The 13,706-nt window shown below is 51.7% G+C and carries 16 protein-coding genes; 7 read left to right on the top strand and 9 right to left on the bottom strand.

Annotation, left to right across the window (positions count from 1 at the left end):
• The first annotated feature begins 360 nt into the window (after nt 1-360).
• A complete protein-coding gene (locus tag V7028_RS12235; protein WP_334120367.1) occupies nt 361-777 on the top strand; it encodes a DUF2778 domain-containing protein in 417 nt (138 codons plus the stop codon).
• Complete coding sequence (locus V7028_RS12230; protein ID WP_334120364.1) at nt 774-1,019, top strand: hypothetical protein; 246 nt, start codon at nt 774-776, stop codon at nt 1,017-1,019. Before V7028_RS12235 ends, V7028_RS12230 begins: the two co-directional genes overlap by 4 nt.
• 91 nt (nt 1,020-1,110) lie before the next feature.
• Here the strand turns inward: V7028_RS12230 and V7028_RS12225 are convergent, their stop codons facing one another.
• Nucleotides 1,111-1,503: a PIN domain-containing protein gene (locus V7028_RS12225; RefSeq protein ID WP_334120363.1), complete on the bottom strand. Its 393-nt coding sequence runs from the start codon at nt 1,501-1,503 to the stop codon at nt 1,111-1,113.
• The gene (locus V7028_RS12220) at nt 1,500-1,742 is read right to left on the bottom strand and encodes an AbrB/MazE/SpoVT family DNA-binding domain-containing protein (protein ID WP_334120366.1); all 243 of its coding nucleotides are present in this window, start codon (nt 1,740-1,742) and stop codon (nt 1,500-1,502) included. The genes V7028_RS12225 and V7028_RS12220 overlap by 4 nt, the downstream gene beginning before the upstream one ends.
• Nucleotides 1,743-2,005: 263 nt before the next feature.
• On the opposite strand from V7028_RS12220, the gene V7028_RS12215 reads away from it, so the two are divergent.
• Entirely contained in the window at nt 2,006-2,425 is a 420-nt protein-coding gene (locus V7028_RS12215) for a hypothetical protein (protein ID WP_334120362.1), read from the top strand.
• Entirely contained in the window at nt 2,422-2,907 is a 486-nt protein-coding gene (locus V7028_RS12210; RefSeq protein WP_334120361.1) for a DUF3828 domain-containing protein, read from the top strand. The genes V7028_RS12215 and V7028_RS12210 overlap by 4 nt, the downstream gene beginning before the upstream one ends.
• Nucleotides 2,908-3,106: 199 nt before the next feature.
• Here V7028_RS12210 and dnaB read toward each other — a convergent pair whose 3' ends face one another.
• The 7 genes from dnaB to V7028_RS12175 all read right to left on the bottom strand — a co-directional run bounded on the left by dnaB (nt 3,107) and on the right by V7028_RS12175 (nt 9,934).
• A complete protein-coding gene (dnaB, locus tag V7028_RS12205) occupies nt 3,107-5,527 on the bottom strand; it encodes a replicative DNA helicase (RefSeq protein ID WP_334120365.1) in 2,421 nt (806 codons plus the stop codon).
• 188 nt (nt 5,528-5,715) lie between these two features.
• The gene (gene rplI, locus V7028_RS12200) at nt 5,716-6,168 is read right to left on the bottom strand and encodes a 50S ribosomal protein L9 (RefSeq protein WP_334120360.1); all 453 of its coding nucleotides are present in this window, start codon (nt 6,166-6,168) and stop codon (nt 5,716-5,718) included.
• Nucleotides 6,169-6,186: 18 nt separating this feature from the next.
• Entirely contained in the window at nt 6,187-6,456 is a 270-nt protein-coding gene (gene rpsR / locus V7028_RS12195; protein WP_008249877.1) for a 30S ribosomal protein S18, read from the bottom strand.
• 25 nt (nt 6,457-6,481) lie between these two features.
• Entirely contained in the window at nt 6,482-6,832 is a 351-nt protein-coding gene (priB, locus tag V7028_RS12190; protein WP_334120359.1) for a primosomal replication protein N, read from the bottom strand.
• Nucleotides 6,833-6,858: 26 nt separating this feature from the next.
• A complete protein-coding gene (gene rpsF / locus V7028_RS12185; RefSeq protein WP_334120358.1) occupies nt 6,859-7,263 on the bottom strand; it encodes a 30S ribosomal protein S6 in 405 nt (134 codons plus the stop codon).
• Between the two features lie 140 nt (nt 7,264-7,403).
• Nucleotides 7,404-9,095, bottom strand: a complete 1,692-nt coding sequence (locus V7028_RS12180; protein ID WP_334120357.1) for an AMP-binding protein — start codon at nt 9,093-9,095, stop codon at nt 7,404-7,406.
• Between the two features lie 131 nt (nt 9,096-9,226).
• Complete coding sequence (locus V7028_RS12175) at nt 9,227-9,934, bottom strand: FFLEELY motif protein (protein ID WP_334120356.1); 708 nt, start codon at nt 9,932-9,934, stop codon at nt 9,227-9,229.
• Between the two features lie 128 nt (nt 9,935-10,062).
• Here V7028_RS12175 and V7028_RS12170 point away from each other — a divergent pair, with 128 nt between their 5' ends.
• Genes V7028_RS12170 through V7028_RS12160 form a run of 3 tightly spaced genes read left to right on the top strand, consistent with a single transcriptional unit; the run spans nt 10,063 to nt 13,704 of the window.
• On the top strand, nt 10,063-11,517 hold the full coding sequence (locus tag V7028_RS12170) for a coniferyl aldehyde dehydrogenase (RefSeq protein WP_334120355.1): 1,455 nt from the start codon (nt 10,063-10,065) through the stop codon (nt 11,515-11,517).
• An 11-nt stretch (nt 11,518-11,528) separates the two neighbouring features.
• A complete protein-coding gene (locus tag V7028_RS12165) occupies nt 11,529-12,044 on the top strand; it encodes a hypothetical protein (protein WP_334120354.1) in 516 nt (171 codons plus the stop codon).
• A 1-nt stretch (nt 12,045) separates the two neighbouring features.
• Complete coding sequence (locus V7028_RS12160; RefSeq protein WP_334120353.1) at nt 12,046-13,704, top strand: GMC family oxidoreductase; 1,659 nt, start codon at nt 12,046-12,048, stop codon at nt 13,702-13,704.
• Nucleotides 13,705-13,706 lie beyond the last annotated feature (2 nt).

Below are 13,706 nucleotides of genomic sequence, written 5' to 3'. Positions count from 1 at the left end.
CCCTAGACACCTGAACCCTCCATCGAGCGACCGCTTAGCCTCGCAATGGACCTAGTCATTAAAGGGATATTGTTTCGAGACGGAAATGAGATCACGGAGCTACAGAAAAACAAGAATCAGATCGCCGCTTGATCATCAAACCTGAACACCAGAATTGACAATAACTCCCTAGCAAAAAGCTACATGGTGCGACGATACTCTGTTTTTCATCCCTCCTGCTGCAACTACTGAGCTGAAAGTTTGTACCCCATGAACAGAGTATGTTTTTATATCAAGCTTGTTTGAAACCAGAAGTTTGACTTTTTCAAGGAGCTTGCGGTGATTGAATGTAGGTTTGAGTTAAACGCGAAGCCGTTGAGTATGTTCTGGTGTGGAGCCACAAGGTTTTCAGCATTTTCTGGTCATAGTTCACATGTAAATCGCTTAGTGTCCGCGTGTATGCCGAAGCTTGGCCCAATTCCACCCGGAATCTACTATATTTTTGACAGGCAATCAGGCGGCTTGCTGGGCCCATTACGTGATTTATTTTCCAGCAGGGATGAGTGGTTCGCGCTATACGCAGCTGACGAGAGAATTGATGACGAAACCTTGTGCGATAAAGTAAAACGAGGTGAATTCAGGCTTCACCCCAAAGGCGCAACTGGTAGAAGTGAAGGTTGTATCGTCATCGACAAAGAGGCTGACTTTTTTCGTTTGCGTGCAATGCTGAAAAGTGCCAAACAAATCAGCGTGCCGGGAATTCAGTTGCAAGCCTACGGCCGACTGGTGGTCCGATGAAATACACATCGCGTTTAGTCAAAGTAACTGTAGTGCTGTTCTCGACCTTTTTTCTAACCCAATGGTGGATGGGAACAATTTGGTCAGAACGTTATTGGACTTGGCTTAATCATTTATTTGGTGGGCAGCGCTTGGGTTTGGCCTCAGATGTCGAGCTGGTGACGATTTTGATTTTCGCTGCGTCAGTTTCCAGTGGCTTTTTATACTTTGCCACACGGGCGTCTCAATTCCTCAAGAAATAAAGCGAGATCGCTAACAAATCAATTTATTTCCAATTCTCCAACGCCGGGCTACCGAACCGATGCTGCCGAAACCAGCACGCGGTCGGAGTGACTAAACAGGCTTGAACCCGGCCATCTTGATCGCATGGGTATCAAAGCTGACCGAGTACAAGCAGCCCGCGTTGTTTGCAGAACGTTCTATCAAACAATCAGAAAAATCCGCTTTTGATGCTTCGAAAATTTTAAGCGCCTTAATTGCAGTTTCAGTATTTTCAACCAGCAATTCCCGAGTGCTCAACAAGGTCTCAAGAATTGCCACCACTTCCGGTTTGCTTGCTTTGTAGCAGCTTTGCATAACCCACACCATTTCAATCAGCGATACCTGAGAAATAAATCCGGGACTTTCTGCCGTAAGCGATGAAATCAGTTTCGTGGCTTTGGCTGACTGCCTGGGGTCATCTTGAGCGATATAACGGACCAGCACATTTGTATCAAGGCCGATCATCGGGCTTTTGCACCGTGGCTTGCAATGGCTGCATTCATGTCGTCAATACTTATGGGTGAAGAAGGTTTGCGCAGCATTCCTTTAAGGGCATTCACTGAATTTGTAGCAGCCACGATTGCAAACTTCCCGGCTTCGGTCTGAACAAATTCAACCCGACTACCTGCTTCAAGACCGAGTGCAACCCGTACTGCCACCGGAATCGTAATTTGTCCTTTGGATGTTACTGAAGCTGTTGCCATAATTTTCCCCCAATCTCTAACATTCCTTACTTTATAGTAAGGAATTTTATATGTCAATTTGAGCGACCTTCAGGGGGATTCGACTTGATCAAGGCAACCGAGCAATGCCATGTGAAGCCACAGAAAAACCCATCAATTTTTTTATTTTCTCGAAGCCGCTAGCTATATCTCATCCCTCTTGCGTGGAATTACTGGGAGAAAATTTGTACCCTTTTCACTAAACATGCTTATATATGCGGTCAGTTTAAAACCGAAAATTATTCATGGGATTTGACATCAATCAAGCAATACAGAAACTCGTCAGCATGGCAAATGCCTCATCCCAAGGCAAATGCGCACTGCATGTACGCCTTGCTCTAGACGCAGGCGGCATTGAAGTCAGACCCACCATTGGACAGGCCAGACTTTATGACCCGGTATTGTCAAGCTACGGATTCAAACGAAGCCGATACAGCAAAGGGGTGTTGATTGATTCATCAAGCTGTGGGAATTATTCGCCTGAAGCTGGCGATATTGCTGTGATCCCGAATGTCGCCGGTGGCAGACCAGAGGGACACATCGCAATGTTCACAGGAAAGGAATGGATTTCAGATTTCAAACAGCGCGATATGTGGGGCGGCCCGACATACAGAAAGGCTGACCCTGATGTAGCAATCTATCGTTTCACCAAAGGCAGCCAATGAACCCACTACGGAGTTTTTCAGCTTTAATCGGGCTGCTGTCCGCTGTGGTCGTTGCAGTTGGCCTGTGGTTTTTTAATCAACACTCCAACTCAAGCGCTGTTGAGTTTGTTCAGAATATTTATGGTGATCTGTATCACCAAAGTTCAACCTTGTCCTCGCTGGACAAAGCGGATGAAATTTACTCATCAACGCTTCTAGGTTTGATTAGAAAAGAACAGCAACAACAAATTGCATCAGGGGAAATCGGCAAACTTTCTGCAGACCCCTTATGCAATTGTCAGGACCCCACATCTGTAACGGTAGTTGAAATTACCAACAAAAATTCGGGAGATAACCATACCACCGTTCTGGTTTTCCTATCGGTTTCAGGAATAACTCAAAAGCTAGAACTTGATCTGGTTCAAGAAACCAAAGCCTGGAAAATTGATGATGTTGCGAGCAAACACATTCCAAGTTTGCGTAAAAGCTTGATCGAGAATTAAAGCAGGCCAGCGTGGCTTTTCTTGGATGCAAACAGGCGTTGCTCAGTGTGCCGATTCAGATCAAGTCGCCCAGGAGGATCGATGCGAAGACGCGCTCGCGTTTCGCATGCCCTGAGCCAGTTTCAAACAGGGAAATTCGACTTGATCAAGGCAGCACGAGCAAAGACGTTTGTAGCCCTACCTAAGCACACGCCGCAGTTTAATCCCCTTCCGGCTGCATCCCCGCGTAGTTCTCGAACTTGGTGTACATGCCCAGGAACGTAACCCGCACCGTACCAATCGGGCCGTTACGCTGCTTGCCGATAATGATCTCGGCGGTGCCTTTGTCGGGTGAATCGGGGTTGTAAACCTCATCACGATAGATGAACAAAATCACGTCAGCATCCTGCTCAATCGCACCTGATTCACGCAGGTCACTCATCACTGGGCGTTTGTTGGGTCGCTGTTCAAGTGAACGGTTCAACTGCGAAAGCGCAATCACCGGGCAATTCAATTCTTTGGCCAAACCTTTCAGCGAACGTGAAATTTCAGAAATTTCAGTGGCGCGGTTTTCGCCCGGCGAGGAGGCCCCCATCAACTGAATGTAGTCGATAATCACCAAGCCAAGCTGGCCGCACTGGCGCGCCAGGCGGCGGCAACGTGCGCGAACTTCCATCGAGGACAAAGCAGGTGTTTCATCAATGAACAACTGCGCGTTTTGCATTTTCTCAACCGCATAGGTAAGCCGCGGCCAGTCTTCATCGGTCAATCGCCCGGTTCTTAAACGGTGTTGATCCAAACGCCCAACCGAACCCAGCAAACGCATGGCCAGCTGGGTTGCACCCATTTCCATGGAGAACACAGCAACCGCATGTCCTTCTTCCACTGCCACGTGTTCGCCAATATTCAGGCTGAATGCCGTGTTGTGTGTCACCACAAAATCGTTGGTGATGTAGGTGCGCGTGGGGTGGCTTACAGAAATACATTGGGCTTGCGCCATGCGCACAGGTTCAATGGTTTGAAAGGTAATTCGGCGTGTGCGCTTCCAGTCGGTGCGCAAACGCGCCTTCTTGTCTTCAAGCGTAAATACCTGCTGCCCATTGGCAAAGCTCATGTTCAACACATAAGCCAAGCGCCCTTCTTTGCGCTCGCCCTTGCTGGTGTAGTGCGTATTCCTGGTGAGGATCGAACAGAAACCACCCAAAGAACGCGCAAGACAAGCCACATCATTGGCCAGCTGCTCGCTGGCAGTGGCAAAGCGGATGGAACCCCAAGACTCGATCCAGCCATCGGTATCCAGCAAACCTTGCAGCAATGCCAATCGCGCAGCCTTGTTCGCTTTCAAATAATGCTCAGGGATAAATTTGTTGTGGCTAACGGCTAAGGTAACGTCGCCCAGCACACCCAAATCGTTCAAGGCCTGGCGGAAATAGTTGGGCTGGCTGGTGCACGCACCATTGGCCAACATGCGGCCTTTCCACATCACGCGGTAATCGTAAGCCTGTGCGTGAACCAACTCCATATCGTGGCCAAGCAGCGCGTTCATTTTGCCTACCAGCTCTTCAGACTTGGTGGAAAACATCACGCTGCTGTGGCTCAAGGCCAAGGTGCCATCACCCAGCATTGCCCCCAGTACCCACGGGTCAACGGGCAAGGCTTCATCATGACCAAAATCGCCTGTCACCGTGTCAATCCACAAACGGTTTTTATAGCGCACACAGCCCAGCATTTCAATCAGGCGATTGGTGTTGATCACGCGGGGCTCAGCCCAATCGCGATACATGACGCGCCACAAATGTTCATCGCAACATTCGGCGCTGCGCCCATCCGAAAAAACAACGTTGTAAATCTGTTTTTCACCTTGGGGGAATACACCGGTAACCACGGACGGCTTGCCATCCATAGAGGCCAAGGCATCGCCTACCTGCAACTCGCCCATTGCGGTCCAGCCCTGCGGCGTTTTAACCAAGGCGTCCAGCGGTTGTGCTTTACCCATCGACGGCCGACCGGCCACAATAATCAAATCGCCAGGCTGCAAACCAGAAGTTTTACCATCAAGATCCACGAAGCCCGTGGAAATACCGGTGATGTCGCTGGTGCTGTCGCGGTGGTAAAGCTCGTCGATTCGCTCCACCACTTTGCTAAGCACGGGTTGCAGGTCTTGAAAACCACCCGCGCCACGTGCGCCGTCTTCAGCGATTTTGAAAATCTTGCTTTCGGCTTCATCCAGAATGGTTTTGGTGTCTTTGCCCTGGGGGTTCAATGCCGTGGTGGCAATGTCATCGCTGATCGTGATCAAGCGGCGCAACACAGCGCGGTCGCGCACAATTTCCGCATAGCGGCGAATGTTGGCCGCGGAAGGTGTGTTGGTGGCCAGGGTGTTCAGGTAGGCCAATCCGCCCACGTCTTCGGCTTTGCCGGAAGACTGCAGCGATTCATACACGGTAATTACATCGGCTGGCTTGGAACCATCAATCAGCTTGGCGATGTGCTCGAAAATAACCCGGTGGTCGTAGCGGTAGAAGTCGTCGGCGCGAATCACGTCGCCGATTTTGTCCCAGGCCTGGTTGTCCAGCAGCAAACCGCCCACCACAGATTGCTCGGATTCGAGCGAATGCGGCGGCACCCGAAGGCCTGTCATCTCTTGTTCTGAAAATTGATTGTTGGACATAAGTTCGCAATAGAAAAAGGCCACCCTGAGGTGACCTTTTTGTTGGTTCAGGCAGACCAAAAGTATAACCGAATGTCGCTTATGCCTTTGGCCTAAATACCCGGTGAACCGGTTTGGCTTGCGTTGCCCGGAAAGCGGCCTGTATTAAGCTGAATTAGTTAAGCAGCTTCGCCAGCAACAACAACTTTCACGTCTACAACCACGTCGGGGTGCAGGGCTACGGTTACAGTGTGCTCGCCAGCAATTTTCAGCGCGCCGTTGGGCATGCGTACTTGTGCTTTTTCAACTTTCAAGCCAGATGCATTCAAGGCGGCAGCAATGTCGCTGTTGGTTACGGAACCAAACAAACGACCATCCACAGCGGCTTTTTCGCTCAACTGAACCGTTGTTGCAGTCAGTTTTGCACCCAGGGCTTGCGCAGCAACCAGCTTTTCAGCAGCCGCTTTTTCCAGCTCGGCACGGCGTGCCTGGAATTCAGCGATTGCAGCTTCGGTGGCACGCTTGGCTTTGCCGTAAGGAATCAAAAAGTTACGCGCGTAGCCGTCTTTTACACGAACCACGTCACCCAGTTGACCCAGATTGGGCATTTTCTCAAGAAGAATTACTTGCATGGTGTTCTCCCGTACTGCTTAGTGGTTGTCGGTGTAAGGCAGCAAAGCCAGGAAACGTGCACGCTTGATCGCTGTGTCCAATTGGCGCTGATAGTTCGCCTTGGTACCAGTGATACGAGCGGGCATGATCTTGCCGTTTTCGCTGATGAAATCCTTGAGCGTGTCGATGTCTTTGTAATCGATTTGCTCTACCTTGCCCACTGTGAAGCGGCAAAACTTCTTGCGCTTGAACAAGGGGTTCTGTTGTGGACGACGTCCCTTGCGATCATTTTTACGACCAAAAGCCATAATATTCTCCAACTATTTCAAGTCTTCAACATTCGCGCACTGCGCAAACATGGAATCGAAGACTTTTTGATTTGTGCGAACGAAGCGCAATAAATCCAGACCAGCTTTTCAGACTTCCCACTTCAAGGCCGTTGACCTGATTTGCTGCAACACCCAGCGCTAGCGCCGAAACTGTGCATTTCACCATTCTTGGCTTGCTGGCTTCAAGCTGTTCACTTTCGTGTTCAAGCTCGAATTCGCAAATGGGTAAACCTGCCGGGGTGTATCGCAATATTGATTTCGCAACCAATGTGGCGGTCAAGGTGAACTGGTTAATACCAGCTTTTCCTTCTTCCCCAGACTTGTTTGAATTTGGTGCTTCTTCCTCCTGATTCATTGATTCAGTATTGTGCAAGGACGAAATTACTCGTCATCGCTCTCGTCTGAATCGGAACTGTCGTCGCTTGAAGACGCAGTGGCAGAAGCGGCTTTGCGCTCTTGCTCACGCTGAACTTCCTTCATCATTGGAGAAGGAGCGGTTTCAGCTTTTTTCATCTTCACGGTCAAATGACGCAGTACGGCATCGTTGAATTTGAACGCAGTTTCCAGTTCTTCAAGAACTTCCTGGCTGCATTCAATGTTCAACAACACATAGTGTGCTTTGGCCAATTTCTGGATGGGGTAAGCCAATTGGCGACGGCCCCAGTCTTCGTGGCGGTGTACTTTGCCGCCGTTGGCTTCGATGGTTCCACGATACTTCTCGACCATGGCAGGCACTTGCTCGCTTTGGTCGGGATGCACGATGAAAGCAATTTCATAGTGACGCATTGATTAACTCCTATGGATTTTCCACAATTGGAAAAGCTGCCACACCCCCGTGGTGCAGCAGCAGGTAACCCGAAATTATAGTGGGTTTTCAGATAGCTGGCAACGGCCTGAACCATTGCCTGGCAAAAAAACCGGTTAAATCAGGCAGCCTGGTCTTGCAGGCGCTTCTTTTCCATGTCGCGAAGCTCCCGGCGCAATACCTTACCCACCGGGCTTTTGGGCAGTTCCTTCATGAATTCAACATGGCGGGGAATTTTGTACGCGGTCATGTGCTTGCGGCAATGTTCAATCACCGCCTCGGCGGTCAGATCATCTTCTTTTTTGACCACGAACAGCTTCACGGCCTCGCCCGTTTTGCTGTCGGGCACACCCACGGCGGCGGCCTCAAAAATACCGTTCAGCAACGTGGCCACGGCTTCAATTTCCTTGGGGTACACGTTGAAACCCGACACCAGAATCATGTCTTTTTTGCGGTCAGTGATGTAGAAGTAGCCTTTTTCGTCCATGTAGGCAATGTCGCCGGTTTTCAACCAGCCGTCTTGCGTCAACACTTCAGCGGTTTCCCGCGGCTTGTTCCAGTACCCCCGCATCACCTGTGGGCCTTTCACGCACAGCTCACCTTCTTGCCCAACCGGCAATTCATTGAAATCGTCGTCGCGAATGCTCACTTCAGTCGATGGCACTGGCAAACCAATCGAACCGTTGTATTCCTCGTGCAGGGGGTTAATGCACACGGCTGGCGAGGCTTCGGTCAAGCCATACGCCTCTGACAAACGCGTGCCGGTCACCTTTTTCCAGCGGTCAGCCACGGCTGGTTCAATGGCAGCGCCACCGCCCAGCACCAGCTTCACGTGGGAAAAATCCACCTGCTCAAACCCCGGGGTATTCAACAAGCCATTGAACAAGGTGTTCACGCCAGTTAGCGCCGTGAAAGGCACCGCCGACAGGGTTTTCACAAAGGTTTGCATATTGCGCGGGTCGGTAATCAACAAGCTATGCCCGCCCACCTTGATAAATACCAGAATGTTCGCCGTAAGGCAGAAGATGTGATACATCGGCAGCGCAGTGATGGCAATTTCCTTGCCCTCTTCGATGTCTTGATTCAGCCAGCTTGAAGCCTGCTGCAGGTTGGCCACAATATTGCCGTGGGTCAGCATGGCGCCTTTGGCCACGCCGGTGGTGCCGCCGGTGTATTGCAGGAAGGCCAGGTCGTCGTGCGTAATGTTGACCTTGCGCAGTTCATTGTTGCGCCCCTGTGCCAGTGCCTTTTTGAAGGTAATGGCGCCCGCAATATTGAAAGCAGGCACCAATTTCTTGAGGTAACGCACTACAAAATTCAGCAACAAGCGCTTGAAGAAACCATGCATTTCCCCCATGGACGCCAGCACAATGTGTTCGACCGGCGTGTTCGTGATCACCTTTTCCAGCGTGTGGGCCACATTTTCAAAGATCACAACGACTTTGGCACCCGAATCACGCAACTGATGCTCAAGTTCTGTGGGGGTGTACAACGGGTTCACATTCACTACCACGAAACCGGCACGAATGGTGCCCAGCATGGCCACAGGGTATTGCAGCAGGTTGGGCATCATAAATGCAACACGATCGCCCTTCTTCATGCCGGGAAGGCTTTGGAGGTAAGCTCCAAAATCGCGGGTCAACGCATCCAGGCGCTGATAGGTCATGGCGGTGCCCATGTTGCTAAAAGCTGTTTTGTCCGCAAACTTTCGGCTTGCGTCCTCGAAAATATCTCGAATCGAGGAATATTGATCCAGGTCAACCGCTGTGGGCACGCCGGGCGGATAGCTCTGAATCCAGGCTTTGTCGGTCACAAATGTCTCCTTCTGTGGGCACTGTTGTGCTTCGCAACTGTTGTGTATTGATCAAAAACGATACCGGAATATCAAAGAACATGGATTCTAAAGCACTACGATTACGGTGTGTAAACGCAATGGACCGGCGTTCACGGAAATTTTGTGAGTGTGCCGTGTCGAATGCCCTCGAGAATTGAGAATTCACGTTCCTGAATCAGCTGAAAGAACAGGGTGGGCCGCTCAAGCGCGGCAAACGCATCAAGCCCCTGACTCAAAAAGTCGTGGAAATCCTCTAAATCTGCCTTTTGCGCTGCACCACGGGTCATCCTCAGCAAGGGCCGCAAAAATGGCAGGCGCATCAGCTTGCGCAAGGATTCACCTACCTCGCGAACCAAATGAATTTGCTCCTCTCGCGCGGCAAGCTGCCCGTGCTGGCGAAATGCATTGATGTAGGTTTTTTCTTGAAGTGATTTATCAGAAAACCATTCTTTATCGTTGATTAAAAAACTTATTTCATCATCCATTTTCTCAGCAAGGTAGTCCATATACACCACTTTCCTGACCACATCGACTGCGCCACCGGGCAATAGTTTGTCAAGTTTGGGCAACACCCGCTCCACTTGGTGATCGCGGGTGCTGACATCGTGGGTGCAGTACAACTGGTCAAGAAAGAAACGACAGGCCAAGCGCATGCCCTTGTCATCAAGCAAATCCTGATAAGTCTTTTCCAACCTTTTGTTTTGAAATATTTTTATTTCTTTTTTTAAAGTCAAAAATTCGGCAGACCGACCTTGCCCTTGCCGCAAGTCGGTGATGGCTTTCTGTAATTCCAAGGGTGAACTGTGAACGTCAAGCATGGCATCTGGATCAGGGTGGTGTGGATGCGTGCAACTGTGTTTGTTGCATAGCAGCACAAATCAGACATGGAAAATAGTCAAAATTTATGTTTACATCCGTTAATGTTAAACCGGAGAGTGAGACAACAATGAATGCCCCTTCCAAAGCCCACGGACAAGAATTGTCAGCAGCAGAACTGAAAGCAACTTTGGATTCCTTGAAGCAAGCTTACCGTATCAACCCGTTTCCCGAATGGGACCAGCGCAAAGCCTGGTTGATGGCATTAAGTGACACGGTCTATGCCAACAAGCAGCGCATTGCAGAGGCCATTTCCGAAGATTTTGGCTATCGCTCGCAAAACGACACCCTGCTGGCCGAGGTGTTTCCTTCGCTGGAAGGCATTCGCCACGCGATCAAGCACGGCAAGGGTTGGATGAAACCCCGAAAGGAAGGCGCAAGCATCTGGTTCAAGCCAGCCAGCACTTGCCTTTTGCCGCAACCACTGGGCGTGGTGGGCGTGATTGTTCCGTGGAACTACCCCTTGTTTTTGTCCATCGGCCCCATGATTGCCGCCCTGGCTGCCGGAAACCGTGTATTCATCAAAATGAGCGAATACACACCGCGCTTCAGCGCCCTGCTGGACGAACTGCTAGCCCAAGCGTTGGGCCGCGAGGTAGTGCAAGTCATCAACGGGGGCCCGGAAGTGGCCGCGGAATTTTCCCGCCTGCCCTTTGACCACCTGCTGTTCACCGGTTCTACGCCCGTGGGCAAAATGGTGATGAAAGCGGCCAGCGAAAACCTGGTGCCCGTTACCCTGGAACTGGGTGGAAAAAGCCCGGTAATTATTACCCCCTCCACCGTGGCCAACCCTGGCCGCTTCCAGAACGCGATTGCGCGCACATTGTCGGGCAAATCAATCAATGCAGGCCAAACCTGCATTGCCCCCGATTACCTGATGGTGCCGGAAGGTTGTGAAGAGGCATTGATTTCCCACGCCAAGGCAATTATCAACAAGCGCTTTCCAGAGGGCATTTTGTCCAAAGACTTCACGGGTATTATTTCTGACCGCCACGCCACCCGCCTTCAACGCCTGATTGACGAAGCGGCGGAACAAGGTGCCCACGTGGTGACACTCATGAAAACTGCAGACAGCCCGGGGCGCAAGGTGCCGATGACTTTGGTGTTCAATGCAAAACCCGATTCCATGCTGATGCAGGAAGAGATTTTTGGCCCAATACTGCCCGTGGTCACTTACAAACGACTGGACGAAGCACTTGACTACATCAACGACCGCCCGCGCCCCTTGTCGCTGTACCTGTTCGACGATGAGTCGAAAACCCAGGACATGGTGATGAAGCAAACCATTGCTGGTGGCGTTTGCCTGAACGACACGCTGTTCCACATTGCGCAGGAAAACCTGCCTTTTGGTGGCGTGGGCGATTCCGGCATGGGCCACTACCACGGCAAGTTTGGTTTCGATACCATGACCAAACTGAAACCCATTTTCAAACAAAGCCGTTTCCATGTCATGGAAATGTTGTCACCCCCTTATGACAACAAAATGTTCGCGTTCATGACGAAACTGCTAACCCGCAAGGTATAAGCTCTGCCCCCATGAACAGAAGACGATTCATTAAATTTGGCGCTGCCGGCCTGTTTGTGGCGGGCGGCCTTGGCTGGCTTGGAAAACACTTTGCAAAGGTCGATGTAATCGCCGCGCAATCGGTGGTTCAACCCCGACACTTGCCCATGCTTCGCGCGTTGGCCACGGGCTTGCTCGACGGTGCACTGCCCACAGCCAAGCACGCAGAAGCCATTGAAACGGCAGTGAATTCATTTGTGACCGCCACCAAAACATTGTCGGCCAGCGCTCAGGCCGAACTTGGGCAGTTGTTGAACATTCTCGAGAACCCGGTGGGCCGCCGATTGATTGCCAACCTGGGCAACACTTGGGAAGAAGCCAACACCGGACAGGTTCAAGCCTTTCTGATTTCTTTTCGAGACCACCCCATTCCTGCACTGCAGCCCGGCTACCATGCCTTACACGACCTGATGATGGCCGGCTGGTACGGCCTGCCAGCGCAATGGGCTGACATGGGCTACCCTGGCCCACCTTTCCGCGTTTACTGACATGACTGAACAAACCATCCGACCTGCCACCAGCTTGGCGAACAACTTGTTGGTGCCTGACCCATTTGTGGCTGGCATTGCCAGTGGCTGGAAAGCCTATGAAGCACACAGTCGCGAATTGCCCAAACAAATTGTGGCCGATGTGGTGATTGTTGGCACCGGTGCGGGCGGCGGCATTACGGCTGAAATTTGTGCCAGGGCTGGCCTGAAAGTGTTGCTGATTGAAGAGGGGCCACTGAAAACATCCAAAGACTTCAAAATGGTGGAGTCGGAAGCGTACCCAACGCTGTATCAGGAAAGCGCCGGTCGCAAAACAGCTGACAAGGCCATCAACATTTTGCAGGGCCGCGCAGTGGGTGGATCGACCACGGTGAACTGGACTTCCAGCTTCCGAACCCCGGCCGACACCCTGGCCTTCTGGCAAAACAGATTTGGCCTGCAAGACATGACCGTGGAGGCCATGGCACCCTGGTTTGAACAAGCTGAACGCCGCCTGAACATTGCCGATTGGCAAGTGCCCCCAAACGAGAACAACGACATTCTGCGCCGCGGTGCGCAAGCGAAAGGCATTTCATGGGGGGCAATTCGCCGCAATGTGAAAGACTGCTGGAACCTGGGCTACTGCGGCATGGGCTGCCCCACCAACGCAAAACAGTCCATGTTGGTTTCAACCATCCCCACCGCGCTTGAACACGGCGCCGAGCTGATCGCTTCGCTGCGTGCACACTCATTCAAGATTTCGCAGGGCCGCATCCGCACACTGCGTTGCCAGGTGATGAACCCGGACGGCGTACTGCCTTCGGGCAAGGAAGTGGAGGTCATCGCAAAACACTTCGTGCTGGCGGGTGGCGCAATCAACAGCCCTGCAGTGTTGCTGCGATCCAATGCCACCAACCCCCACGACCATTTGGGTGAACGGACATTCCTGCACCCTGTGGTTATTTCCGCCGCCATGATGGCGCAGGAAGTGCGCGCCGATGCAGGCGCACCACAAACCATTTACAGCGACCATTATCTACATACCGACCCGATCGACGGGCCGGTGGGCTTCAAACTGGAAGCACCACCCCTGCACCCGGTGATTTTTGCATCCACTCTGCCCGGCTTTGCAAAAAAGCATGCTGACATCATGCGCAATTTTTCCAAAACGCACATGCAACTGGCCTTGCTTCGCGATGGCTTCAATTCAGGCAGCGTGGGTGGGCGGGTTCGTTTGAATGCCGATGACACGCCCGTTCTCGACTACAAACTGACCCCCGCCATTTGGGATGCGGCGCGCCGTGCCTTGGTGGCCATGGCTGAGTTGCAACACGCCGCGGGCGCGAAATCAACTTTGCCAGTGCATGAACACGCTGCACCAGCAAACAATATTGACGACGCATTGAAGCAGATCAATTCACTGGAAATGAAAGCCCTGGCGATGAAAGTGGTTTCAGCCCATGTGATGGGCGGTTGCGGCATGGCGGGCGAAGAAAAGCTGGGAGTGACCCGACCGGATGGTCGCCACTGGCAAATCGAGAACCTGTCGATTCATGATGGTTCCCTTTTTCCAACCAGCATTGGTGCAAACCCCCAACTGTCCATTTATGGCTTGAGCAACAAGTTAAGCCAGCAACTGGTGGCTGAATTGACTGGCCAGGCCGCACCTGCACTGGCCTGAAT

Origin of the sequence: Limnobacter sp., from assembly GCF_036846585.1 — a bacterium.
In the GTDB taxonomy this organism is placed as follows: Bacteria; Pseudomonadota; Gammaproteobacteria; order Burkholderiales; family Burkholderiaceae_B; genus Limnobacter.
This window is presented reverse-complemented; position numbering and strand designations above follow the sequence as displayed.